Genomic DNA, 24,119 nt, shown 5'->3' with positions numbered 1-24,119 from the left:
TCTGCGAAGTGAACAAATTATAGTCCATTTTCGCCTGAAAACCGTTTTACAGTTGAATCGTCTATCGCGTATAATGCAAAAGGGTAATGAAAAGGTAGGGTTCGGTACAACATACTAAAGCATGTGTGGCCGAACAAACCAGTGATTATGCATTTTAAAATGATCACTCATTACTTTTACGGAGAGAAGGTAGCGATCATGGAATTGTGGTTTACAGAAAAGCAGACCCCTGTGTTCGGAATAACCGCTAAGATTAAACAGACTTACGTCACGGAGCAAACGGATTTTCAGGACCTTGCAATGGTTGAAACCGAAGAATTCGGCAACATGCTTGTATTAGACGGCATGGTGATGACAACGGTTAAGGACGAGTTTGTATATCATGAAATGGCGGCACATCCAGCCTTGAATACTCACCCTGATCCGAAAAAAGTGCTGGTGGTTGGCGGTGGTGACGGCGGTGTAATCCGAGAAGTCATCAAACATGAGGCTGTAGAAAAAGCAGTTCTCGTCGAAATCGACGGTAAAGTGATTGAACATTCCAAAACGTATTTGCCTGAAATTGCCGGCAAGCTCGATGAGCCGAACGTTGAAGTGCTCGTTAACGATGGTTACATGCATATTATTGAACATAAAGATGAGTACGATGTCATTATCGTAGACTCTACAGAACCTGTAGGCCCGGCTGCTCCGCTTTTTGAGCGCGGATTCTACCAGGGGATCTATGAAGCACTCAAAGAAGACGGAATCTTCGTTGCCCAGACGGACAACCCTTGGTTTAAGGCGGATCTGATCCAGAAGGTGAACAAAGACGTCAAAGAAATCTTCCCGATCGTACATGTGTACGGCTGTAATATTCCAACCTACCCAAGTGGTCTATGGACATTTACCATGGGCAGCAAAAGGCATGATCCACTTAAGGTGGACGAGACTCAAATTCCGGAGATGGATACGAAATATTACTCTCCGCGTCTGCACAAAGCGGCATTTGTACTTCCAAAATTCGTGGAAGATTTAACGAAATAAAGGGGAAATGAAGAATGAAACTGGATCAAGCTTATTCAGGAAACGTATTTATTTGTAGCTCTGAGGATTATGAAAATTCGAAAGCGGTCATCTACGGCATGCCGATGGACTACACTGTCAGCTTCCGCCCGGGTTCCCGTTTCGGCCCGGCTCATATCCGTCAGGCATCGGTTGGACTTGAAGAGTACAGCCCGTATCTGGATAAAAGCATCGTGGATATGACCTATTTTGATGCTGGAGATCTGCTTTTGCCATTCGGCAACGCAGGACGCAGCCTCGAGGTTATCCATGAATACATTGGCAGCCTGCTGGCAGATGACAAGTTCCCAATCGGCCTTGGCGGCGAGCATCTGGTGACTTGGCCGGTGATCCAACAGATGTACAAGAAATATCCGGACCTGATCCTGATCCACATTGATGCACATGCAGACCTTCGTGAAAACTATGAAGGTGAGCCCCTGTCTCACTCAACACCTGTGCGCAAAGCAGCTGAGCTGATGGGCGGTCAAAATATCTATCAATTCGGTATCCGTTCCGGTTCCCGTGAGGAATTCCAGTATGGTCGCGAGAATATTAACTTCTACCCGTTTGAAGTAGCGGCTCCAATGAAGGAAGCTCTGCCGAAAATGGGCAATCGTCCGGTTTATGTAACCATCGATATTGACGTGCTTGATCCATCTGCTGCGCCGGGTACCGGAACGGCAGAAGCAGGCGGCATCACTTCCAAAGAGCTGCTTGAAGCTGTTCACATGATCGCTGGATCGGATGTGAACGTTGTGGGCTGTGACTTGGTGGAAGTAGCACCGATCTATGACCCGACGCAACAGACACAGATTGTGGCTGCCAAGTTGATTCGTGAAATGCTGCTTGGGTTCGTGAAGTAAATATTTTTGCAATACTGAATACACCTAAACGTATAAAGCGAGTATGAAATCCTCGTCTGTGCAGATGTGAACATCTGTGCAGGCGAGTTTTTGTTTTTATAGCAGGATGGTGGCCGATAAAAATGAATTATGCTAGGTTGGAAGTTTAAGTTAAGTTAACTTAACTTATGATTTCGGCTATGTTATACTGGAAACAGAAGTGTTAGTAATATATTAATTAATATATTGTGGTCGTGAAGTATAGGGTCTGCGGGTTCGACCATATACTAAATAAAGAGTCATTATCGTTGGCGCGATAATGACTCTTAGGACCCGAAAGGCTGTGGAGTGCCACGGCGTGCAAGAATTAAATATTGCTTTTCAAGCGAAACCCACCGTCAGGCGTGCAACCTTATGAGGTGGGTTTTCGCTTGTTCCGAAGCTTTTTGCGCAACCAACGGTAAAGCCTTCGTCCACTCAGCACAATGCTGAGGATCGCAGCAATCCACCGGATTACATCAAGCAACGCCACAAGTTTGACCATCGACGTCACCCCCTTTCGGACTGCAACGCCGTGATCAGAAAACATCCACACTCAATCAAAAGTCCATACCTCTAATTATAGCACATACGTTCCCACCTCTCTATCATATAATAGATGTATGTTGAGATCGTTTATCAAAAATATAAACACTCGGTCTATGAATATATACCGGGTTACATCATTTATTGCAGCACCACTTTTAACCAGATGAACTCCATCATGGGTAAAGGTGGTTTTTTTCTTGCAAAATTGTCATCTGCGTTTACCTGAATTGTTACGTTATGATGCGCGATTTGGGGTAAAACGATAGAAGGAGGTGTTACCGATGAGAATGAACACAATCAAGAACACCAAAACATGGAAGCGGGTTGGTACAATAGCCTTATCACTCTCTCTGACATGGGGAATGGGGCTAGCACATACGTTACCTGATGCCAGCGCAGCATCTTCATCCGCAACATGTGGCAAAAGGGATCATGGACTGACATCAGAATTGAAAAAGGGCAGTGGCGTGGAAGAGCAGAAGCTACAATTCACGGATATCGACTTTTTGACTCCGAACACTGGACGAGCTGCAGGTCAAGGGTTCCTGATCGGTACCTCCAATGCAGGCTGTACCTGGCAACCTATCTATACCGGGCAGTGGCAATTCAAACAGTTGAACTTTCCGGACAATGTTAACGGCTATGCACTTGCAGGAACGAAAAATTCTTCTGCAACATATCTCATTCGCACGGAAGACGGGGGTTCACACTGGAAAAGACTTGACACTCCGGGTGTTCCAACATTCAAGCAAATTGATTTTATGGATAAAAATACGGGCTACGGGTACACCTATAACGGTGCGTATCGAACTGCCGATGGCGGTGTGACATGGAGTGAAATAGCTACGCCAGCCAACACGAGGGCTGCTGCGTTCACTACAGACAAGCTGGGATATGCTGTTGTAGTTGTACCTGGATCGGGCTATAAGCTTGAGAAGACGAGTGATGGAGGCAAGACCTGGACTATGACTCTTGTGGTTAAATCAGCTACATGGAACGGAGCTGACCTGTATGCGAGCGGCTCTCAAGTATGGGCTATCCTATATGGAGACGCAGGGATGTCCCAGCAATCCTACTCTCTCTATGCAAGTGGTGATCAAGGAAAGCACTGGAGACAGGTTTTTGCTCAATCGACAGCAGGAGCGGGGCCGGCACCGGGCGCCAATATGGAGGGGAAAGGGAGCGGCCCGGCTAATCCTGGTGGACATCCGGGCAACATGGCACTGATTGGCAACCAAACTGCCTACCTCTCGGCTGGCTCACCTGCAGCGGACAAGATTGGAATCGGACGTTCCTTTGATGCAGGTTCCACGTGGAAAAATATCGATCTGAAAGCGCCAGGAACCAGCTCCCGTATCTCGTTCCCGGCAGCTAAGACTGGCTGGCTTGTTGTGACAAGTGGGAATACACCTTCTGTTTATGAGACAACAGATGGTGGAATGACATGGTTATCCAAAATTTCATTCCACTCAGATCAGGAGTAAAGAATTTTGGGTTGAAATAACAAATGTATAAATTCAATATATAACCGATTCATATGAAATTTTTGCGTGGATCGGAGTGATATAGCCACAAATAAGCCCTTTTCCTGAGATTAAATATGGAAAAGGGCTTTTTCTTTAGGAAATAAAAGGGTTGAAACCTGTCTCGAAACAGGTTATTGTAAGCGGTGACAACATATTTCAAGGAGGTTGGAATAATGGTTAATGTTATTTTAAGGTCTGATTCAGATAAAGGATTAATAAATCGTAATATATATGGTCACTTTTCCGAGCATTTGGGACGTTGTATTTACGGAGGATTATGGGTAGGAGAAGACTCACCTATTCCGAATACGGAAGGAATTCGGAACGATGTGCTTACGGCGCTTCAGAAGTTGAACATTCCCGTGCTTCGCTGGCCGGGCGGTTGTTTTGCGGATGAGTATCACTGGAAAGATGGCGTGGGTCCCAAAAGCAAGCGTGCACGCATGGTCAATACACACTGGGGCGGCGTGGAAGAGAACAATCACTTCGGTACACATGAATTCATGAGATTATGTGAACTGCTTGATACAGAGCCGTATATCAGCGGTAACCTTGGCAGTGGAACTGTACAGGAAATGCAAGAATGGGTGGAGTACATTACGTTTGACGGTGAGTCTCCCATGGCGAACTGGCGGAAGCAGAACGGCCGTGAAGAACCGTGGAAGCTGAAGTATTTTGGCGTGGGCAATGAGAACTGGGGCTGCGGCGGCAACATGCGCCCGGAGTATTATGCGGATGAATATCGCCGTTACACTACATATGTACGTAATTATTCAGGGAATCAAGTTTATAAAATTGCATGTGGCCCTAACGACAGCAACTATGAGTGGATGGAAGTGTTGATGCGAGAAGCTGGCCGTTTCATGGATGGGATCAGTCTTCATTATTACACGATTCCAACAGGTGTGTGGGAAGACAAGGGGAACGCTACCGGTTTTGGAGAGGCTGAATGGTTTACCACATTGAAGAAAACGCTGTTTATGGATGAATTGCTTGTGAAGCACTCCGAGATCATGGACAAATATGATCCGGAAGGTAGAGTTGGCATTATCGTAGACGAATGGGGAACATGGTACAACGTAGAACCGGGAACCAATCCCGGCTTCCTCTACCAGCAGAACACAATGAGGGATGCTGTGCTTGCAGCAGTGAACCTGAACATTTTCAATCAGCATAATAAAAGGGTACAGATGGCCAATCTGGCTCAGATCGTGAACGTGCTGCAATCCCTTGTGTTCACGGAAGGGGACAAAATGATTCTGACACCTACGTACCATGTGTTCGATATGTATCAGGTTCATATGGATGCGCAGCGGCTGGATCTCAGTTATGAGAGCCCGGGATATACGTTTGGAGAAGAGACGATTCCGCAGCTTAGTTTGTCTGCATCCCGCAACAAAGACGGGGTTATTCATGTGACGGCGTGTAATCTGAGTCATACGGATGAGCTTGAAGTGGTATGCGAGCTAGAGGCAGGTCAGGCAGCGAGTGTGTCGGGGCAGCTTCTCCATCATGCTGATTTTGGGGCATTTAATACATTCGAACAGCCTGATCAGGTACAGCTTGTAGATTGGGAGAGACTTGTTCTGGAGAGTAATCAATTACGTTTTGTGTTACCTCCGGCTTCCGTTGGTGTGGTTGCTGTAAAGGGCTAAGTCATGAAGTCCTCAGGTTTTGAACAACAACGGCTAAGTGTGGTAAGAGATGAACCATGTAAGGGCTGCAACCAGCAATATGATATTCACATCAGCGATGCCAAAATGGCCCGGTTGGTGGAGATTGCTGCACGCTCACGTGCAACGGTAGAAGACGATGAGTATGAGCGCCGCCTTGCCATCTGCTCAGCCTGTCCGGGTCTGCAGTACGGAACAACGTGCCGTCATTGCGGCTGTCTGGTGCCCGTACGTGCTAAACTGGCCGAGTCTACATGTCCTTATCCATATGCATCACAGTGGGCATGATACGAATGAAGCGTTTCCGTGTAAATCCGGGTAAACGCGTATTATTTTATATCGCCTAAAAACGTTTCCTTATAATGAAGTAAGAGAGCAAGCTTAACGAACGAAGCTAACAAAATGAATAAAGCAACATAGCAAGAGAACGAAGCGAGCTAATGAGATAGATGCGAAGTGAGGGAGGGCTGCACGATACCGGTGCGGCTCTTCTTTTTGATGCCGTAACAAAAAACTCTGAAATTGGATTTGAATTGAGCGGGTGAACTGGATATAGTTATACAGTAGAGTGTAGAGGAGTAAGTTATTCGGAATATGAGCGTGTATAGCGACACAATCATTCAGGAAGGGCTGTTCTCACCGGCCATCCTGATTTTGCGTCGCCTCGAATATAATGGAGGTTAACATTCATGTCGAAGATGCGACCGGTTCAGATCCGGCTGCACAGCCGTTATGAAGGGGAAGATGTACTGCAGGAAATGCAGGGCGAAGCCGTGGCCAAGGGGACATACTTGTATGTCCGTTACGAAGAACCACAGGCAGGACCCGAGGGAGGCATGACCCGTACAACATTGAAGCTGGGCGGACAATCCATCAAGATTATACGTCATGGTGAGGTGGAATCGGAGCAGACGTTCGAATTGAACCGTAAGCTTCCGGGTTTCTACCGTTCACCATATATGTCGTTTGCCCTGTCCACGCATACACAGAAGCTGGAACTTTCCATTCAGGGATTAAGCGCACGCGCAGCGTGGAGCTACGACTTTTACCGCTTTGATGAAGAAGCCGGACATTTTGCGATTAGTTTGCATATACAGGAGGAACCAAATTCATGACACGTAATCCACTAGACACCATTAACGAACGGGTAAGTACAGCCATCGGCAACGCGATTGTGGCAGCCGGTATTGTAACACGAGAGGAAGTTCCAGCAATTACACTTGAAGTTCCTCGCGAGAAGTCACATGGCGACCTGGCTACGAATGCAGCGATGCAGTTGACCAAGATTGCCAAGCGTAACCCTCGTCAGATTGCTGAGGAGATCATTGCTAACCTGAATCTTGCAGAAGCCGGAATTGAGAAGGCGGAGATTGCCGGACCTGGATTCATCAACTTTAAATTGGACAAGAGCTATCTCTATCCCGTTCTTAACTTGGTACATGAGCAAGGCGAGAATTACGGGAAAATCGATGTTGGAGCTGGGAAAAAGGTTGAGATGGAGTTTGTTAGTGCCAACCCGACAGGCAGTCTGCATTTGGGTCATGCCCGTGGTGCAGCTGTAGGGGATGCATTGTGCAACATTCTCGATTACGCAGGTTATGATGTAACACGTGAATATTACATTAATGATGCAGGGAACCAGGTGTTTAACCTGGCGCGTTCTATTGAAGCGCGTTACTTGCAAGAGCTTGGTCAAGATGCTGAAATGCCGGAAGATGGCTACCACGGCGAAGACATTAAGGGGTTTGCGAAGGAATTGGTTGCTGAAAAAGGAGACAGCTTGCTGTCCATGCATCCAGGGGATCGCGCGGCGTATTTCCGTGACTATGGTCTGGAGAAAGAACTGGACAAGATCAAACGTGACCTGAATCGTTTCCGTGTGAATTTTGATATCTGGTTCAGCGAAACATCACTGTATGATAACGGTGAAGTGCTTCGTGTGCTGGACGAGCTGCGTGATCGCAACGAAATTTATGAAAAAGATGGCGCAACCTGGCTGAAAACGATGCAATATGGTGATGACAAGGAGCGCGTACTGATCAAAAACGACGGTACGTATACTTACCTGACACCAGATATTGCGTATCACCGCGATAAATACTCCCGTGGTTATGACACGATGATCAACATATGGGGAGCGGACCACCACGGATATATCCCGCGTATGAAGGCAGCAATGCAAGCGCTGGGTAACGATCCGGACAAACTGGTTGTCTTGATTGCGCAGATGGTCAGTCTGTTCCAGAACGGCGAGAAAGTGAAAATGTCCAAACGTACGGGTAAAGCGGTAACGATGGAAGACTTGATGGATGAAGTGGGCATTGATGCCATCCGTTATTTCTTCACGATGCGCAGCATGGACTCCCATCTGGACTTTGACATGGATCTGGCGATTTCGACATCCAATGAAAATCCTGTGTTCTATGTGCAATATGCACATGCGCGCGTGTGCAGTGTGTATCGTCAAGCCGAAGAGCAAGGCATCGAGCTGCTGCCGCTGGCACAGATTGATCTGTCTAAGCTGACAACAGAGCACGAGTATGACCTCCTTCGCAAAATGGGCGAGTTGCCTGAAGAGATTGCGGCAGCTGCTACAGGTTATGCGCCGCACCGCATCGTTCGTTATGTCTACGAACTGGCATCCCTGTTCCATAGTTACTACCGGGCTGAGCGCGTCATTACGGAAGACGCGCAGCAGACCCAGGCGCGCCTGGCGCTGATCGGTGCCGTTCGCACCGTCATCGCGACAGCGCTCCGTCTGGTGGGCGTATCCGCACCAGACAAAATGTAACCCCTTCGGCCACGCGGCAGCATCATGCCGATTGGCCGAAGGCACAAAAAAGTCTCCATGCCCCGCGCAAGCAGCTGCTTGCGCGCGGGGCATGGAGACTTTTTTGTGCCTGCTGCGCAAGGCATGCCCGGCATCTGCCGGCATCCATTGCGCAGCAGCACAGGCGCCGGCGGCTTGCAGCGCCCGCCGGCTTATCCCCCGCCCTCCTGCATCAGCTTGAGGGCGTCAATCTCGCCACCGCGGATTTTGCTCTTCGCGGTGGTGCTTTTGCGGGCACGCAGCGGAACTGTCGCGCGCTTCACGAGCAACTTGATCTCGGCCGGAGACAAGCCGGGATGTCTGGCGAGCAGTAGGGCAATTGCGCCGCTGACATGGGAGGTTGCCATGGATGTGCCGCTCATCTCATGGTGCTTGCCTTGCACCCAGGAGGACACAATTTTATCGCCAGGGGCATAGACATCCACATAAGCCCCACGATTGCTGAATGAAGCAATACGTCTGTTTTTGTCGGTTGCACCGACAGAGATGGTCTGCGGATATCGAGCAGGGTAATCGATACTGCGGCGTTTGCCGTCATTTCCTGACGAGGCTACGATGACGATACCGGCATGATATGCGCGGTTGACCACATCAAGCAAAGATTTACTGCGTGTTTTCATACCAAAACTCATATTGATAATATTGACCTTGTTGCGTACACACCAGTCAATGCCAAGTACGATGTCGGAAACATAAGCAGATCCGTTGTGATCAAATGCTTTGACCGGGTAGATCAAAGCACGCGGGGCAACACCGATCATTCCTTCCGTGCTGTTCGCAGCGGCGATCGTGCCCGCAATATGAGTACCATGTCCGTTGTCATCATGGGGAAGCAGGCTTCGGTTCAGGAGATTGATGCCACGGGCAAGGGAATAACGCAGATCAGGATGGTGGTAATCAGCTCCTGTATCAATAACACCGATTTTGATCCGGTGTCCAGTTGAAACAGACCATACTTTGGGGGCACGAATCTGTTTCACTCCCCAAGGAACACCTTGAGGCGTACTTGGTTTGTTGTGGAGAGCAGTCGAATGAAGTGAGACAGGGCTGTCTTCCTCTACCGTGATGTCATCTCCGTAACGATACAACATTTCCGGGCTTTGTATAGGGGCAATGAGGGTTCTGGCAAGCCGGGAGGCCCGAACGCCTCCCAGATCGCTAAATTCATTGCGCATTCGGGATAACTCAACGAGACAGGCCTCGTATTGCTGCGGTTTGGTGAACCGAATCAGATAACGTCCCCCGTGTTCAGGCGCGGGGCATCTCATTCCGTCAATCAACTGATGTAATAAACCGGTATAGTCCATTATGGGCTGCCCCCTTCGGGATGAACATGCTGAGGTATTCTATGAATGCGTTCATCCCGGCGCATGGGGAACTTGCCCTTTTTTTACAAAAACACATTCTCTTCGTGTCAAAACAGGCGCAGGTACATATGATGGATGGAGAGCTAGAGGGCTCTTGCGGGGAACCTGGTGAGGAGCAATCCTACAAGGGTATACAGTCAGAAGGCGGAGGGGACTCCGTCTTTTACATATGATTTCTGTTTAGCTTTTTCTAGAGATCACCATTGTTATTAGTTGTCTTATGTTCATTTTGTCCATTGAAATGAGTGGATCGGGATATGGATAAAAATATGGTGTGTAAATATGGGACATGCTTACAGAAAAACTTGCTTTTTAACGCTAAATAGGTTTTACTTAGGTTTGTTAATGGATATGTTATACGTAACGTTCCAGTTTGCAGGGGATATAAAGTGAATTATGTGTGAGAGGAAGTGTCTTCAGTGAGTACCTCACTCAATTTGAAAATTGATAAAGAAAAGGTGAGAGAGATCCCTTTGGTGGATCTTGCCTTTATGGTGCTGAAAGCGGCCAACACGCCGTATTACTACCGGGATTTGATGAATGAGGTAGCGAAGCAGCGCGGAATGACGGATGAAGAGATCAACGAGTATATTGCCCAGCTGTATACTGAAATTAATATCGATGGCCGTTTTGCATGCGTCGGTACAAGTCTGTGGGGATTGAAACGCTGGTATCCGGTTGCTGGATCGGAAGATTCCATGACGGGTGCGAAGCGTCCGCGTATCATCAACGATGAAGATGATGATCTGGAAGACGAAGACTTTGGTGAAGAGGAAGACAGCTACAACAGCGATGAAGACTTCGACACCACAGAAGACAATCAAGACGAAGATGAAGACGAAGATGAAGATGAAGATGATATCTTTGACGAAGACGACAGCGAAGAAGAAGTTTTGGTTGAAGATGACGATCTGGAAGATGAAGACCTCGATGAAGACGATGAAGAGTCCGAAGACGAGGACGAATTTGCTGACGATTCCGATAAAGGGTAGTCTTTTTTGGTGTCTAACATTTACCCGTTTTTCCCCGACAGTCAGCCTTGACAGCAGGCGGGGTAACGGGTAAACTATTGCATGGGCTTATGAATGAGCGAGAATATATTTATGTTTTTTAGAGAAAGTGCCCCGTCCTGCGGGAGTACTTTCTTTTTGTATTTTTAGAGACAGAATGATGTCAAACGATTACTTTTCCGACTGTTCCCGGCCAACCCTTTTCGGCCTGTTTTTTTGTATGTTCAAACAAGAAAATGGGACCCTTAAGCAATGATCGGTTTGGGGACAAGCGTGGATGAAGGCTCCCGGAAAGTTTGCATTATTTTTGTCAGGAACGATGTGCAGTTCAAGCCGTCTTCGGTGGAAAGAGCAGTTTGCAGATGCAGTTAATTTCTGCCATTGCTCTTTTTAACGATGATTACCTGGGAAACGGGTTACGATAACACCATATATCGCCTGAATTTCTGTACTTATATTAGGAGGGTAATAACAGTGACAAAGTATATTTTCGTGACGGGCGGAGTTGTGTCCTCCCTGGGCAAAGGGATTACGGCAGCCTCGCTGGGCAGACTGCTGAAGAACAGAGGACTCAAGGTAACGATTCAAAAATTCGATCCATACATCAACATTGACCCGGGAACGATGAGTCCTTATCAGCATGGTGAGGTATTCGTAACAGATGATGGTGCAGAAACGGATCTTGACCTTGGTCACTACGAACGTTTTATCGATATCAACCTCTCCAAAAACAGCAATGTCACGACAGGTAAAGTGTACTCTTCCGTTATCAGCAAAGAGCGTCGCGGAGAGTATCTGGGCGGTACAGTTCAAGTCATTCCGCACATCACCAACGAGATTAAAGAGCGTGTATTCCGCGCTGGGCGTGAAGCGGGTTCGGATGTCGTTATTACAGAGATTGGCGGCACGGTGGGCGATATCGAAAGCTTGCCATTCCTGGAAGCGATCCGTCAGATTAAGAGTGATGTAGGGCGTGACAACGTGATGTACATTCACGTTACGCTGATTCCATATATCAAAGCTGCTGGCGAAGTAAAAACAAAACCAACACAACATAGTGTTAAGGAATTGCGGAGTATTGGTATCCAGCCAAACGTTATCGTTTGCCGTACAGAGTATGAGTTGTCCAAGGACATGAAAGCCAAAATCGCACTCTTCTGTGATATCGATGAAAATGCTGTAGTAGAATGCCGCGATGCGAGCACGTTGTATGAAGTACCGCTCAACCTTCGCGAAGAAGGTCTGGATGAGATCGTGGTAAACCACCTTAAACTGACTACTCCTGCACCGGATATGAGCGAGTGGGAAGGGCTGGTTGATCGGATCAACAAGTTGGAGCGTACAGTTGAGATTGCCATCGTTGGTAAATATGTAGCGCTGCATGATGCTTATCTGAGTGTTGTTGAATCATTGTCTCATGCAGGCTTTGCCTCCAATGCGGATGTGAAAATTCGCTGGATTCATTCTGAGGATGTTACCGACGAAAACGTAGGCGACCTGCTTCACGGCATTGGCGGAATTCTCATTCCTGGAGGTTTTGGTGACAGAGGTATTGAAGGTAAGGTATCTGCGATCCGTTATGCTCGTGAGAAGAATATTCCGTTCTTCGGGATTTGCCTTGGTATGCAAGTTTCCGTCATTGAATATGCGCGTTCCATCGTTGGATTGAACGGTGCAAACAGTTCCGAGATCAACCCGGCTACTGAATTCCCGGTTATCGATCTGTTGCCTGAACAGAAAGATATCGAAAATCTGGGCGGAACCATGCGTCTGGGGCTGTACCCTTGTAAGCTTCAGGAAGGTTCTTTGGCGATGGCTTGTTATGATGATGAATTGGTATATGAAAGACATCGTCACCGGTACGAGTTCAATAACGAATATCGTGAAGCGATTGAAAAAGCGGGTCTTGTCATTTCCGGTACTTCACCGGACGGACGTCTGGTTGAGATTGTGGAACTTCCGGGACACCCTTGGTTCCTGGCAGTGCAGTTCCACCCGGAATTCACTTCCCGTCCAAATCGTCCGCAGCCATTGTTCCGTGAGTTCGTAAAAGCTTCTCTGGAGAATGCAGAGAAATAAAGTAATCCGTTTGTTCAAAAATTAAGCATTGAAGGGTGTTTCTAGCTGCTGGTAAGCGGCTGAAACATCCTTTTATTTTGGAAAAAAGTGGACTGAATTATATTTTGTCAATTTGAGATCACAGGAGGATTTAAATGGAAGAGGTAGAATACTTATCATGACGACTATGGGATAGTTATCCAGATACAATGTGTATATGCTTTCCTAATTCTAGGAGGTTACAGCGTGGAAGAGAAAAAAGTTCTGATTGTCGATGACCAAAATGGTATTCGGATTCTACTGATGGAAGTATTCAGCAGCGAAGGGTATAACACATTTCAGGCGGCGAACGGCAAAATTGCGCTCGAAATCGTCAATAAGGATAAGCCGGATCTGGTTTTGCTGGACATGAAAATTCCGGGGATGGATGGGCTTGAAATACTGAAGCATATCAAGGAGATTGACCCGGATATCAAGGTAATTATGATGACGGCGTATGGAGAACTTGACATGATTAAGGAAGCTACCGATCTTGGTGCGCTTATGCATTTTACGAAACCGTTTGATATTGATGAGATGCGTGTGGCTGTTAATATGCAACTCCGCAATGGTGCAGCGAACAAGTGCAGCTAAATCCTGTAGACACAGGATTTTTTTTTAGTCATTCACCAGTCTGTGTGTAATCATGAGAAAATGGGGTATTTCACCTGTTTCTGTAGGGAATATTGAAAATGGTGACGTCATCATGCCGTATCTCTGAAAACTGTGCTGCAAAGCACAGCATTTTTGCAAATGCTTGTTTAGTATTTGATATGGGATGTGGTATAATAAGCCCGTATGTGATTTCGGCTAAAAACCATAGACACAACCCAAACCCCTAGGAGGATTGAAACCATGCCATTAGTATCTATGACAGACATGTTGAACAAAGCACTTGAAGGAAAATATGCAGTTGGTCAATACAACATCAATAACCTTGAGTGGACTCAAGCGATTCTTGCTGCCGCTGAAGAAGAAAAATCCCCAGTAATCCTGGGTGTATCCGAAGGTGCAGCGCGTCATATCGGTGGCTTCTACACTGTAGTTAAGATGGTAGAAGGACTCATTCACGACATGAAAATTTCCGTACCTGTTGCGATCCACCTGGATCACGGTTCAAGCTTCGACAAATGTAAAGAAGCGATCGATGCTGGATTTACATCCGTTATGATCGACGGTTCGCATCATTCTATCGATGAGAACATCGAAATGACTAAAAAAGTAGTTGAATATGCTCACGCTAAAGGCGTTTCTGTAGAAGCTGAAGTAGGTACTGTAGGCGGACAAGAAGACGACGTTATTGGCGGTATCATGTATGCTGACCTGAACGAGTGTATCCGTATCGTTAAAGAAACGGGTATCGACACATTGGCACCAGCTCTTGGTTCCGTACATGGTCCTTACCATGGTGAGCCTAACCTGGGCTTCAAAGAAATGGAAGAAGTTCGTGACGCGGTACAAGTTCCACTCGTATTGCACGGTGGTACAGGTATTCCTAAACACGATATCGATAAAGCAATCTCCCTGGGAACATCCAAAATTAACGTAAACACTGAGAACCAAATTGCTTTTGCAAAAGTAGTTCGTGAAGTGCTTGCTGCTAAACCGGATGCTTACGATCCACGTACATTCATCGTACCAGGCCGCGAAGCAATTAAAGAAACGGTTAAAGGTAAGATTCGTGAGTTCGGTTCCAACAACAAAGCGTAATTTATCTTTACGAGTTCCATACTGTGAAATGGAAGAACACCGCCTAGCCGGTGTCTTTCCATTTTCACACCTTATTTCTACATCGTTAGCCATCAGCACGTATTGCCGTTCATCGGCTGCAAAACACGTAGGGGGACATTAAGCTTTATGGAAAAATTGATGATTAGCGGCGGACGTCCGTTACAGGGAACTGTAACTATAAGCGGCGCCAAAAACAGCGCCATTGCACTTATTCCTGCAGCATTGCTTGCCGAGTCAGAGGTCGTGTTGGATAACTTGCCGTTACTCAGTGACGTGGCAGTTTATGCGGAAATTTTGGAGGAACTTGGAGCGCGTGTAACTTGGGAAGGCAGTCAGATGAAAATCGATCCTTCCAATATTAAATCAATTCCCATGCCGAACGGTCCCGTGAAGAAGCTTCGTGCTTCGTATTATATGATGGGGGCACTGCTTGGACGTTTTAAAGAAGCAACAATAGGTTTACCTGGAGGTTGTAATTTTGAGCCTCGTCCGATTGATCAACATATCAAAGGGTTCGAAGCGCTTGGCGCGACAGTAACCAATGAACATGGCTCCATCCATCTGCATGCCAAAGAGCTGCGCGGAGCTAAAATATATCTTGATGTAAGCAGTGTTGGTGCAACCATCAACATTATGCTGGCGGCCACTCGTGCCAAAGGCTCTACAATTATTGAAAATGCGGCTAAAGAGCCTGAGATTATAGATGTAGCAACACTTTTGAATTCCATGGGTGCCAGCATCAAGGGTGCGGGTACGGAAACGATCCGAATCGAAGGGGTTTCGGAGCTTAAGGGCTGTCGTCACTCCATCATTCCCGACCGAATTCAGGCGGGTACGTATATGATCGCCGCAGCGGCGACGCGCGGGGATGTACTCATTGATAATGTCATTCCTAAACATCTCGAGGCTTTAACAGCCAAGTTGCTGGAGATGGGAGTGAGTATCGAGGAACTGGACGAAAGCATTCGTGTTATTGGACAGCCGAAGTACAGTCATGTTGATGTGAAAGCACTGGTATACCCAGGATTCCCAACCGACCTTCAGTCACCAATGACTAGTGTCTTAACTCAGGCAACGGGTGTGAGTGTACTCAGCGATTTTGTATACAGCAATCGGTTCAAACATGTGCCTGAGCTGGTTCGTATGGGTGCCAAGATTCGTGTAGAAGGCCGATCAGCCATTATTGAAGGCAGTGCACTGAATGCTGCTAAAGTGAAAGCATCTGATCTTCGTGCCGGCGCGGCATTGGTCATTGCTGGGCTTACCGTCAGTGAGGGTGTTACCGAGGTGACGGGTGTTGAATTTATTGATCGTGGTTACGATCACTTGGTGACCAATCTGCGTTTGCTTGGTGCGGACGTGTGGCGGGAAACCGAATAACAGTTTCATGGGAGCAGCATCGTATACATCTCGCTTGAAGCGTGTTTATAATGGTGCTGCATATCCTTTAATAGAATTGGGTAAACTATTCTAATGGATTTTAAAGTCTCTTCCGGATATGATGGACTGTAACAAGTTCTTGTTCCGGAGGGTCTTTTTTTGAAATAAACATCATAAGGCTTTATGAACATCATTCCGTATATTTTTTTTGAAAATCATTCCCTTTCTCCAATCCCCGGATTTGTTTGAACCTGCGCGCCATAGCCGGTCTTCCCGGATCGATCGCCCCATGTTAGGAGTTCACTCATTAGCGGATCATGCCATGTTATGGCCATTCCACCCGGAAACTTACACACCAAGACAAGTATTTGCATTTTAACGGTTACATTCCGTACAATGGACAGAAGAGATTGTGGGTATGAACTGCGCTCTATAGCTTGTATAGCTAACGAAACTATCCATTTCACGGACTCATTAATTGAATAGGTGGTTATTATATGGATCTACAGATTGCCGATTTAGAAGAAATGAAATTAACGGACCTATATAAGCTGGCGAAAAAATACCAGATTCCTTATTACGGGACCCTTAAAAAGAAAGAATTAATATTTGCTATACTCCGTGCACAAGCGGAACAAAGTGGTTTAATGTTTATGCAAGGTGTGCTTGAGATTTTGCCAGAAGGTTACGGCTTCTTGAGGCCAATTAACTATCTGCCAAGTACAGAAGATATCTATATTTCGGCCTCGCAGATTCGCAAGTTTGATCTAAGAACGGGTGACCTTGTGTCGGGTAAATGCCGGACGCCAAAGGAAAATGAAAGATATTTCGGTTTGTTGCAAGTCAACGCTGTGAATGGTGAGAATCCATCGGCGGCTGCAGAGAGACTTCACTTCCCGGCATTAACACCACTGTACCCGCAGAAAAAACTGGTTCTTGAAACATCCCCGAGCCATTTATCCACACGTATCATGGATGTGCTTGCCCCGGTAGGTTTGGGACAGCGTGGATTGATCGTAGCACCTCCCAAAGCCGGTAAAACCCTTCTCCTCAAAGAAATTGCCAACAGCATCTCAACTAACAATCCCGAAATTGAACTTTTTGTCCTGTTGATTGATGAACGTCCAGAGGAAGTAACGGATATGTCTCGTTCGGTAAAAGGGGAAGTTGTGGCTTCCACGTTTGATGAGTTGCCAGAAAACCATATCAAGGTAGCAGAACTGGTACTAGAGCGTGCCCTGCGTTTGGTTGAGGCCAAAAAGGATGTCGTTATTCTGCTGGACAGCATTACACGTCTGGCTCGGGCATATAACCTGGTGATTCCGCCATCTGGACGTACATTAAGCGGTGGTATTGATCCGGCGGCATTCCATCGTCCGAAGCGTTTTTTCGGTTCTGCTCGTAATGTGGAGGAAGGCGGCAGCTTGACCATTTTGGCGACTGCGCTGATTGATACCGGATCACGTATGGATGACATCATTTATGAAGAATTTAAAGGTACGGGAAACATGGAGCTTCATCTGGATCGCAAATTGGCTGAACGCCGTATTTTCCCTGCCATCGATATTCGCCGTTCCGGTACACGCCGTGAAGAGGTACTGCTTAGCAAAGAAGAGCTGGATACGATCTGGGCCATTCGTAAAAATATGAATGATTCGCATGACTTCGTTGAAGGTTTCCTGAAGAAACTGCGGAACAGTAAAACGAATGCCGAGTTCCTGGCTGCGTTTGATGCGGCTGGTAACAGTCCTTCCAGCAATGCAGGAACAACAACTACTCGTCGCTCCCCGAGACAAACGGCTACATCGGGAACGTCGAATTAACGTTTTTCTTTGCATCCCGTTACCACATGGGACCATGGATAATTTGTAATACCACTCGCGGCTGACCTGCAATGTAGCCGCATGATAATACAATCGTCGTTAGGTTTAACCCAATATATGTGAGGAGAACATCATGTATTTAGTATACGCAGATGAAAAAGGTAATGTATTTGATCATCCTTCCCTTTACGGGCTTGCCCGCAGTGGAGATATGATCGTGGAGATTATGGAGGATGAGTTGATTCCTCTGCCGGAAGGCGCAACATTGGTTGGGCTTCCGAGTACCCGGCCGATTGGTATGGACCCGGATACGGGCGAGATGCTACCGCTGCCAAGTGATACACAGGCCGTAGGCGCATTGTTGCCGCAAGGATTCACACGCCTGTGTTTGCCCGGTTACGTGAAAACAGATAAGGAATACAAGCTGCCTTTGTTCGGTTATTCGGCCGTCGTATGGAAAGATGGGGGATTCTACGTTACCGCTTCTCAATCCGATATTCCCGAGAAATGGAACCCGATGAACTGTGATCGTGACGATGTACGTTCCGGTGTGAAACGGTTTACCGAAAAGTACCCGGAAAATCGTTTGTACACCCACCTGTCCAATTGTGCACTTGGATATGAGTGTCTTACTTCTTCCAACACGTTCTTGAACCGCTGGGAAGGCGGCGTTCCTGTATCGTATTCTTGTAATGCTGGCTGTTTCGGTTGTATCTCCGAACAGCCGGATGACAGTGGTTTTGTATCACCGCAGACACGGATGAATTTCCGCCCACGTGTGGATGAGATCGTTGAAGTAATGCTGGAGCATCTCAAAACACCGGAATCCATTATTAGTTTCGGACAGGGATGTGAAGGAGAGCCTTCCACACAGGCCAAGCTGATTATCGAGGCTATTCGGGAAGTGCGCTCCATTACGGATATGGGGTATATCAACATCAACACTAATGCTGGTTTGAATGATCATATCCGCGGCATTGTGGACGCAGGCCTTGATCTGATGCGTGTAAGTACGATCAGTGCACTGGATGATCATTACAACGCATATTACAAACCACGTGGATACACTCTGGCTAATGTAGAGAAATCCATGAAGTATGCTGCGGAGCAGGGCGTATACACATCCATCAACTATCTAATCTTCCCGGGTGTAACCGATCGTGAGGAAGAGATTGAGGCAATGGTTGAGTTTGCCCGCCGTACAAATCTTCGTTTGATCCAGATGCGCAATTTGAATATTGACCCCGAGAGTTATCTTGGATTGATTCCCCCGGCACAGGGTGATATTCTGGGTATGAAACAGATGCTGGAGATCTTTGCTGAAGAGCTGCCTGATGTTGTCATTGGGTCATATACTCATGTTCCACCGGCAGGGATGGCTCGTCCCAAAAAGCTGATCACCTCTTGAATGAATTAGATTGCAACAGGGTTTAGGCCGTGTTATAATCTGCTGTGTTGTGCCATTTACTCTGGGTCCGCTTGAGGCTCAGGGCGGAAAGAGGTGAAAGGTAATGAAAGAAGCAATTCATCCTAATTACACGATTGGTCAAGTATCCTGCGCATGCGGTAATACTTTTGAGACTGGTTCGGTTAAAGACGGACTTCGTGTAGAGATTTGCTCCGCGTGCCACCCGTTCTTCACAGGTAAACAGAAGTTTATCGATGTTGGCGGCCGTGTAGATCGTTTCAAAAAGAAATACGGAATCTAATAGCACAATTTCTTGTGGATTGTCTAATTATTGTATCTCAATCACCCCTGCTATTTCGGCAGGGGTTTTTAGTTACTTATACAGAGAGGTGTATCATTTCCAGGTTCCGGCCGGTTGCATTTTGGACTGCCTTACGTTATACTATTTCTTACCGTGCTAGACGGGGAGGTAGCGGTGCCCTGTAACTCGCAATCCGCTATAGCGAGGTTGAATTCCTGTTAGAGGTTTTGTCGATGTGAGGTTTGGTCCCTGAACGTGGTGTTGACGGTTGGGTCCTCCGCAATGAGTACTCATGAACCTGGTCAGGTCCGGAAGGAAGCAGCCATAAGTGAGATCACTCTTGTGCCGGAGGGTTGCCTAGCCCGAGCTATTGTTCAGGGGTGCCGCTTGGATCGCAAATATCGATAGCAGGTGCACGGCTTAATCTTTTAAAATGTAGAGACCTTTGCAGCAGTATGAGTGCAGGGGTCTTTTTTGATATGTTAAAAAACAGCGCATGAAATGTGTCAGATAAAGTTTGGATTCATCCTGGAATATAGTATAATGGGGTGACGACAACGGACTCGAATGCGAAGTGGAAGGAAGGTAACGCATCATGGAGCATATCGCGTTATACCGGGCGTGGCGTCCTCAGTCGTTTCAGGATATGGTGGGACAACAACATATTATTCAGACCTTGCAGAACGCGATTCGTGAGCAGCGGACTTCCCATGCCTATTTGTTTAGCGGGCCCCGAGGGACGGGGAAGACAAGCGCGGCCAAAATATTGGCCAAAGCTGTAAACTGTGAACGCGGACCTGCAACTGAGCCCTGTAACGAATGTGAGGCTTGCCGCCGAATTACGAACGGCGCTGTCATGGATGTGCAGGAGATTGATGCTGCCTCCAATCGGGGCGTCGAGGAGATCCGTGATCTTCGGGAAAAGGTGAAATATGCCCCAACCGAAGTCCGGCAGAAGGTTTATATTATTGATGAAGTACACATGTTGACGACAGAGGCGTTCAATGCTTTACTCAAAACATTGGAGGAACCGCCGCCGCATGTGATGTTTATTTTGGCAACGACAGAACCACATCGTTTGCCGGCTACCATTATATCGCGCTGTCAGCGATTTGACTTTCGCCGAGTATCCCTGGAGGAGCAGACAGCTAGACTGACTTTGATCTGTGAACAGGAAGGTATGGAAGCGGATCACGATGCATTACAGTACATTGCCCGTTTATCTGATGGGGGGATGAGGGATGCGCTCAGCGTTCTGGATCAAATCTCTTCATTTACCGATGGGCGAGTAACGTATCAGCAGGTTATGGATATGACCGGTGGTATTGCCTCGGAGCAATTTGCCAAGCTCGCGGCCTCCTTGCTCAAAGGAGATGTCGGTCATATTTTACAGATGATTGAAGGCTTTATGCATGAGGGTAAAAGTGCGGACAAGTGCATGGAGAATCTGCTCTATTACTTCCGGGATCTGCTGATGATTAAGATGGTACCGGATGCGGACAAGCTGACGGATCGAGTGCTGAATCCGGAATCGTTTCGAGATATGGCGGAATCTTTCACGAAGGAACAGTTGTTCCAGATGATCGATACGCTGAATCGGTACCAGAGTGAGATGAAATATGCAGTTCAACCGCAGACATTATTTGAGGTGGCTCTGCTTAAACTGTGTAGTATCCCGGCTTCAGGTGGAGCGGCTGTATCAGTTGGGGCAACATCTTCATCAGCACAAGCTGATGCCGGAGAGATCAATCGGCTGAAGCAACAGCTAACCGAGCTCGAGAAGAAGCTTGACCGGGCGCTCAAAAGCGGTTTGCCGGGTGGAGAGGGGGCTTCAAGTGCTCCTGCTCGACCAGCAACACGCGCACCAATGTCCAGGGCTAACACCCCGGTGAAGCTGCCGGCAAATTTGGATCAATATATTGCGCGCAAAGGGTCTCCGGAGTTCGCGGAGATCAGCAAAAAGTGGAGCCAGATTCTTCAGCGTGTTAAAGAAGAGAAGGTTACGGTTCATGCCTGGTTTATGGATGGAGAGCCGGTTTCGCTGCTCGAAGACAATGTACTGGTCGCTTTCAAAAACAACATCCATCGTGAAACAACAGAGAAGCAGGCGAATCGTGATGTCATTGAGCGGGTGCTTTCCGAACAGCTCGGGCGTCAGGCGCGACTTGTGACGATGATGCTCAGAGATTGGACTGGCGCGATGGAAGGAGCTTCTGAGACGCCAAAGGAGGATTTTAAGCTTGAACCTGAGCATGAAGATGGTGCTTCAGGCGATAAGCAGCCTTGGATTGATGAAGCTATTCAGTTATTTGGCGAGGATCTTGTAGTCATTAAAGAGTAGTGTAATGAAATAAATGTAGTGTGTATAAGTTGAGATAACCACAATAAAGGAGATGACGGATATGAATAACATGAACCAAATGATGAAACAAGTGAAGAAAATGCAGGAGCAGATGTTGAAAGCGCAGGAGGAGCTTGCGGACAAAACAGTCCAAGGGACTTCTGGCGGTGGAGTTGTAACAGCTGAAGTAAATGGACATAAAAAACTGCTCTCCATTACCATCAAGCCTGAAGCGGTAGACCCAGAAGATGTTGAAATGCTTCAAGATCTTGTGATGACCGCCGTTAATGATGCTATGGCCAAAGCAGATGAGATTGCTAATAAGGATATGGGCAAATTTACAGGCGGCATGAATATTCCGGGGTTATTTTAATTTAACTTGATCCTGTCCAAAGGAGACACAACCGATTGTATTATCCTGAACCGATAGCCAAGCTGATTGATGCCTTCACCCGTCTTCCGGGGGTGGGCCCAAAGACGGCGGCGCGTTTAGCTTTTCATGTGCTTAACATGAAGGAAGATGACGTTATTGATTTTGCCAAAGCACTCGTCAGTGTGAAGCGTAATCTTCATTATTGTTCTGTGTGTTGTAATATTACGGATACGGACCCTTGCCGGATTTGTCAGGATAAGTCGAGAGACGGTTCTGTCATCTGTGTAGTTCAAGATTCGAAAGATTTGGTGGCTATGGAACGCACCAAGGAATTCGATGGATACTATCATGTATTGCAGGGGGCAATCTCTCCGATGGAGGGAGTCGGTCCGGATGATATACGTTTGAAAGAACTGTTGACGCGTTTGAGCGATGAACGGGTTAAAGAATTGATTCTGGCGACGAACCCGAATATTGAGGGTGAGGCTACAGCGATGTACATTTCCCGTCTTGTGCGTCCATTTGAGATTAGTGTGACCCGTATTGCCCATGGACTGCCTGTGGGCGGAGATCTGGAGTATGCGGATGAGGTTACACTCTCGAAAGCGTTGGAAGGTCGCAGGGAAATGCGCTAAAGGTCATTGTTGTCTTTCAGCGTGATAAGGATGTAATTTCTTTTGAAAAAACTAAATGTGCAAATCGATTGTAACTAAAGGGGAGAGCCGCGAGCTCTCTCTTTTTTTTGCGTTAAAAACAGAAGTCCGAGTTCTAAGTTTGTCCCCTTCTTGATATGTATGAGAATGTGCTGTGTGGAAGAAAAGGAGGGGGATTTATGTTGATGTGGCGTAAAACGCAAAGGCTGGGGGAGAAACGGGAAAGAGAGTTAGCGGATTTGGAGGCGGAGCAGATTTATGTTGATGTACAGAAGGCTAAGCAGGAGTGGGAACGCGCGATGAGACAGTTTGAAGACGCGCTGGGAGAGGACGAGATTGATTATGCCATCTATGTGCTTGAAGCGGCAGAGAGGAAATATCAAATTCACTTAAAACGGGCGAAAAGGTTAATTGGGCTGGATATGGCTACTACGAAGCAAGGGGTTAGCATTTAGTGCGGTGTGTATAAAGGGTGTTTCATTTTACAGTTGGAGGTGATGATTATGAAGAGCATTGTTCTGGGAAGTATATTGGTGGCATCTTTGTTGGCGCTAGTCATTGTTTTGTTTAGAAAACGAATAGGATTATCCATCTTTACATCGATCGGAATTCATCTGGTATTGGCTGCTGCCGGAATCTACATTGTAAATTACTCTGGTTGGGTAACGGGATTGTATATCCCATTAAACCCTGTAACGGTAGGTACGGTAACTGTTTTAGGTCTACCTGGCGTGGGTCTATTGTTAGGGTTGAAGTTTTCTTTGTTTGGGTAGTTGACTATTGGGAAACATATATGGTACATTATATCTCGTTGCTTTGCTTGCTTGGTTACAGGCTTTACTTGAAACGAACAAAGTTCACTGCGAATTTTGAAAAATAATTTCAAAAAAATCTTGACCGAAACAAACAGAGTATGATATATTATAAAAGTCGCCGCTGAGACAAAATGGTGACAAAAAACAAGTTTGATCTTTGAAAACTGAACAACGAGTGAGTAAGCATTCTGCTTGCAGAATGAACGCGAAAGTATGAGACAAGCCTTGGCTTGGATCGACTAGAGCACAAAAGAGATTTTTTATCTCGTCAGATTCAAAATGAGCTTATCGCTCTTTTCAATACTTTATTGGAG

General features: G+C 46.9%; 22 protein-coding genes and 1 other RNA gene. 21 read left to right on the top strand and 2 right to left on the bottom strand.

Annotated elements, in window-relative coordinates:
• Positions 1-198: 198 nt before the first annotated feature.
• A complete protein-coding gene (speE, locus tag ACUTVW_RS26055; RefSeq protein ID WP_445648385.1) occupies positions 199-1,026 on the top strand; it encodes a polyamine aminopropyltransferase in 828 nt (275 codons plus the stop codon).
• Positions 1,027-1,040: 14 nt separating this feature from the next.
• Positions 1,041-1,910, top strand: coding sequence for an agmatinase (gene speB, locus ACUTVW_RS26050; RefSeq protein WP_434748559.1), 870 nt, complete (start codon positions 1,041-1,043; stop codon positions 1,908-1,910).
• A gap of 391 nt (positions 1,911-2,301) precedes the next feature.
• On the opposite strand, the gene ACUTVW_RS26045 is transcribed toward speB, so the two are convergent.
• Positions 2,302-2,433 (bottom strand): hypothetical protein, encoded by a 132-nt coding sequence (locus tag ACUTVW_RS26045; RefSeq protein ID WP_445648384.1) that lies wholly within the window; start codon positions 2,431-2,433, stop codon positions 2,302-2,304.
• A 325-nt stretch (positions 2,434-2,758) separates the two neighbouring features.
• Between ACUTVW_RS26045 and ACUTVW_RS26040 the strand changes: the two genes are divergently transcribed.
• From ACUTVW_RS26040 to argS, 5 genes are all read left to right on the top strand, one after another.
• On the top strand, positions 2,759-3,961 hold the full coding sequence (locus ACUTVW_RS26040) for a WD40/YVTN/BNR-like repeat-containing protein (RefSeq protein ID WP_445648383.1): 1,203 nt from the start codon (positions 2,759-2,761) through the stop codon (positions 3,959-3,961).
• 215 nt (positions 3,962-4,176) lie between these two features.
• Positions 4,177-5,658, top strand: a complete 1,482-nt coding sequence (locus tag ACUTVW_RS26035) for an alpha-N-arabinofuranosidase (RefSeq protein ID WP_445648382.1) — start codon at positions 4,177-4,179, stop codon at positions 5,656-5,658.
• A 3-nt stretch (positions 5,659-5,661) separates the two neighbouring features.
• The gene (locus tag ACUTVW_RS26030; RefSeq protein WP_445648381.1) at positions 5,662-5,964 is read left to right on the top strand and encodes a DUF6171 family protein; all 303 of its coding nucleotides are present in this window, start codon (positions 5,662-5,664) and stop codon (positions 5,962-5,964) included.
• 401 nt (positions 5,965-6,365) lie between these two features.
• The gene (locus ACUTVW_RS26025) at positions 6,366-6,791 is read left to right on the top strand and encodes a DUF1934 domain-containing protein (RefSeq protein ID WP_445648380.1); all 426 of its coding nucleotides are present in this window, start codon (positions 6,366-6,368) and stop codon (positions 6,789-6,791) included.
• The gene (argS, locus tag ACUTVW_RS26020; protein ID WP_445648379.1) at positions 6,788-8,467 is read left to right on the top strand and encodes an arginine--tRNA ligase; all 1,680 of its coding nucleotides are present in this window, start codon (positions 6,788-6,790) and stop codon (positions 8,465-8,467) included. The genes ACUTVW_RS26025 and argS overlap by 4 nt, the downstream gene beginning before the upstream one ends.
• 191 nt (positions 8,468-8,658) lie before the next feature.
• Here argS and ACUTVW_RS26015 read toward each other — a convergent pair whose 3' ends face one another.
• The gene (locus ACUTVW_RS26015) at positions 8,659-9,813 is read right to left on the bottom strand and encodes a S8 family peptidase (RefSeq protein WP_445648378.1); all 1,155 of its coding nucleotides are present in this window, start codon (positions 9,811-9,813) and stop codon (positions 8,659-8,661) included.
• 479 nt (positions 9,814-10,292) lie between these two features.
• Between ACUTVW_RS26015 and rpoE the strand changes: the two genes are divergently transcribed.
• From rpoE to ACUTVW_RS25945, 14 genes are all read left to right on the top strand, one after another.
• Entirely contained in the window at positions 10,293-10,865 is a 573-nt protein-coding gene (rpoE, locus tag ACUTVW_RS26010; RefSeq protein ID WP_445648377.1) for a DNA-directed RNA polymerase subunit delta, read from the top strand.
• A 492-nt stretch (positions 10,866-11,357) separates the two neighbouring features.
• Positions 11,358-12,962 (top strand): CTP synthase, encoded by a 1,605-nt coding sequence (locus ACUTVW_RS26005; protein ID WP_445648376.1) that lies wholly within the window; start codon positions 11,358-11,360, stop codon positions 12,960-12,962.
• Positions 12,963-13,187: 225 nt separating this feature from the next.
• Complete coding sequence (locus ACUTVW_RS26000) at positions 13,188-13,574, top strand: response regulator (RefSeq protein ID WP_090924863.1); 387 nt, start codon at positions 13,188-13,190, stop codon at positions 13,572-13,574.
• A gap of 261 nt (positions 13,575-13,835) precedes the next feature.
• Positions 13,836-14,690 carry a class II fructose-1,6-bisphosphate aldolase gene (fba, locus tag ACUTVW_RS25995; protein WP_434748549.1) on the top strand — a complete coding sequence of 285 codons (855 nt, stop codon included), beginning with the start codon at positions 13,836-13,838 and terminating at the stop codon, positions 14,688-14,690.
• 147 nt (positions 14,691-14,837) lie between these two features.
• Entirely contained in the window at positions 14,838-16,091 is a 1,254-nt protein-coding gene (locus tag ACUTVW_RS25990) for a UDP-N-acetylglucosamine 1-carboxyvinyltransferase (RefSeq protein ID WP_445648375.1), read from the top strand.
• 497 nt (positions 16,092-16,588) lie between these two features.
• On the top strand, positions 16,589-17,914 hold the full coding sequence (gene rho, locus ACUTVW_RS25985) for a transcription termination factor Rho (RefSeq protein WP_434748547.1): 1,326 nt from the start codon (positions 16,589-16,591) through the stop codon (positions 17,912-17,914).
• Between the two features lie 133 nt (positions 17,915-18,047).
• Entirely contained in the window at positions 18,048-19,322 is a 1,275-nt protein-coding gene (locus tag ACUTVW_RS25980; RefSeq protein WP_445648374.1) for a radical SAM protein, read from the top strand.
• A gap of 103 nt (positions 19,323-19,425) precedes the next feature.
• A complete protein-coding gene (gene rpmE, locus ACUTVW_RS25975) occupies positions 19,426-19,623 on the top strand; it encodes a 50S ribosomal protein L31 (RefSeq protein WP_017691286.1) in 198 nt (65 codons plus the stop codon).
• A gap of 151 nt (positions 19,624-19,774) precedes the next feature.
• An RNA gene (ffs, locus tag ACUTVW_RS25970) (signal recognition particle sRNA large type) lies at positions 19,775-20,042 on the top strand.
• A gap of 176 nt (positions 20,043-20,218) precedes the next feature.
• Positions 20,219-21,964 (top strand): DNA polymerase III subunit gamma/tau, encoded by a 1,746-nt coding sequence (dnaX, locus tag ACUTVW_RS25965; RefSeq protein WP_445648373.1) that lies wholly within the window; start codon positions 20,219-20,221, stop codon positions 21,962-21,964.
• A gap of 61 nt (positions 21,965-22,025) precedes the next feature.
• The gene (locus ACUTVW_RS25960; protein WP_366291911.1) at positions 22,026-22,337 is read left to right on the top strand and encodes a YbaB/EbfC family nucleoid-associated protein; all 312 of its coding nucleotides are present in this window, start codon (positions 22,026-22,028) and stop codon (positions 22,335-22,337) included.
• Positions 22,338-22,372: 35 nt separating this feature from the next.
• The gene (gene recR / locus ACUTVW_RS25955; protein ID WP_434748544.1) at positions 22,373-22,972 is read left to right on the top strand and encodes a recombination mediator RecR; all 600 of its coding nucleotides are present in this window, start codon (positions 22,373-22,375) and stop codon (positions 22,970-22,972) included.
• A gap of 197 nt (positions 22,973-23,169) precedes the next feature.
• Positions 23,170-23,445 carry a DUF2508 family protein gene (locus ACUTVW_RS25950; RefSeq protein ID WP_445648372.1) on the top strand — a complete coding sequence of 92 codons (276 nt, stop codon included), beginning with the start codon at positions 23,170-23,172 and terminating at the stop codon, positions 23,443-23,445.
• 48 nt (positions 23,446-23,493) lie between these two features.
• Entirely contained in the window at positions 23,494-23,763 is a 270-nt protein-coding gene (locus ACUTVW_RS25945) for a pro-sigmaK processing inhibitor BofA family protein (protein ID WP_445648371.1), read from the top strand.
• The last annotated feature ends 356 nt before the right edge of the window (positions 23,764-24,119 follow it).

The organism is Paenibacillus sp. TSA_86.1 (genome assembly GCF_052691815.1).
The sequence above is the reverse complement of the archived record's forward strand: the minus strand, read 5'-3'. Positions and strand labels throughout refer to the sequence as shown.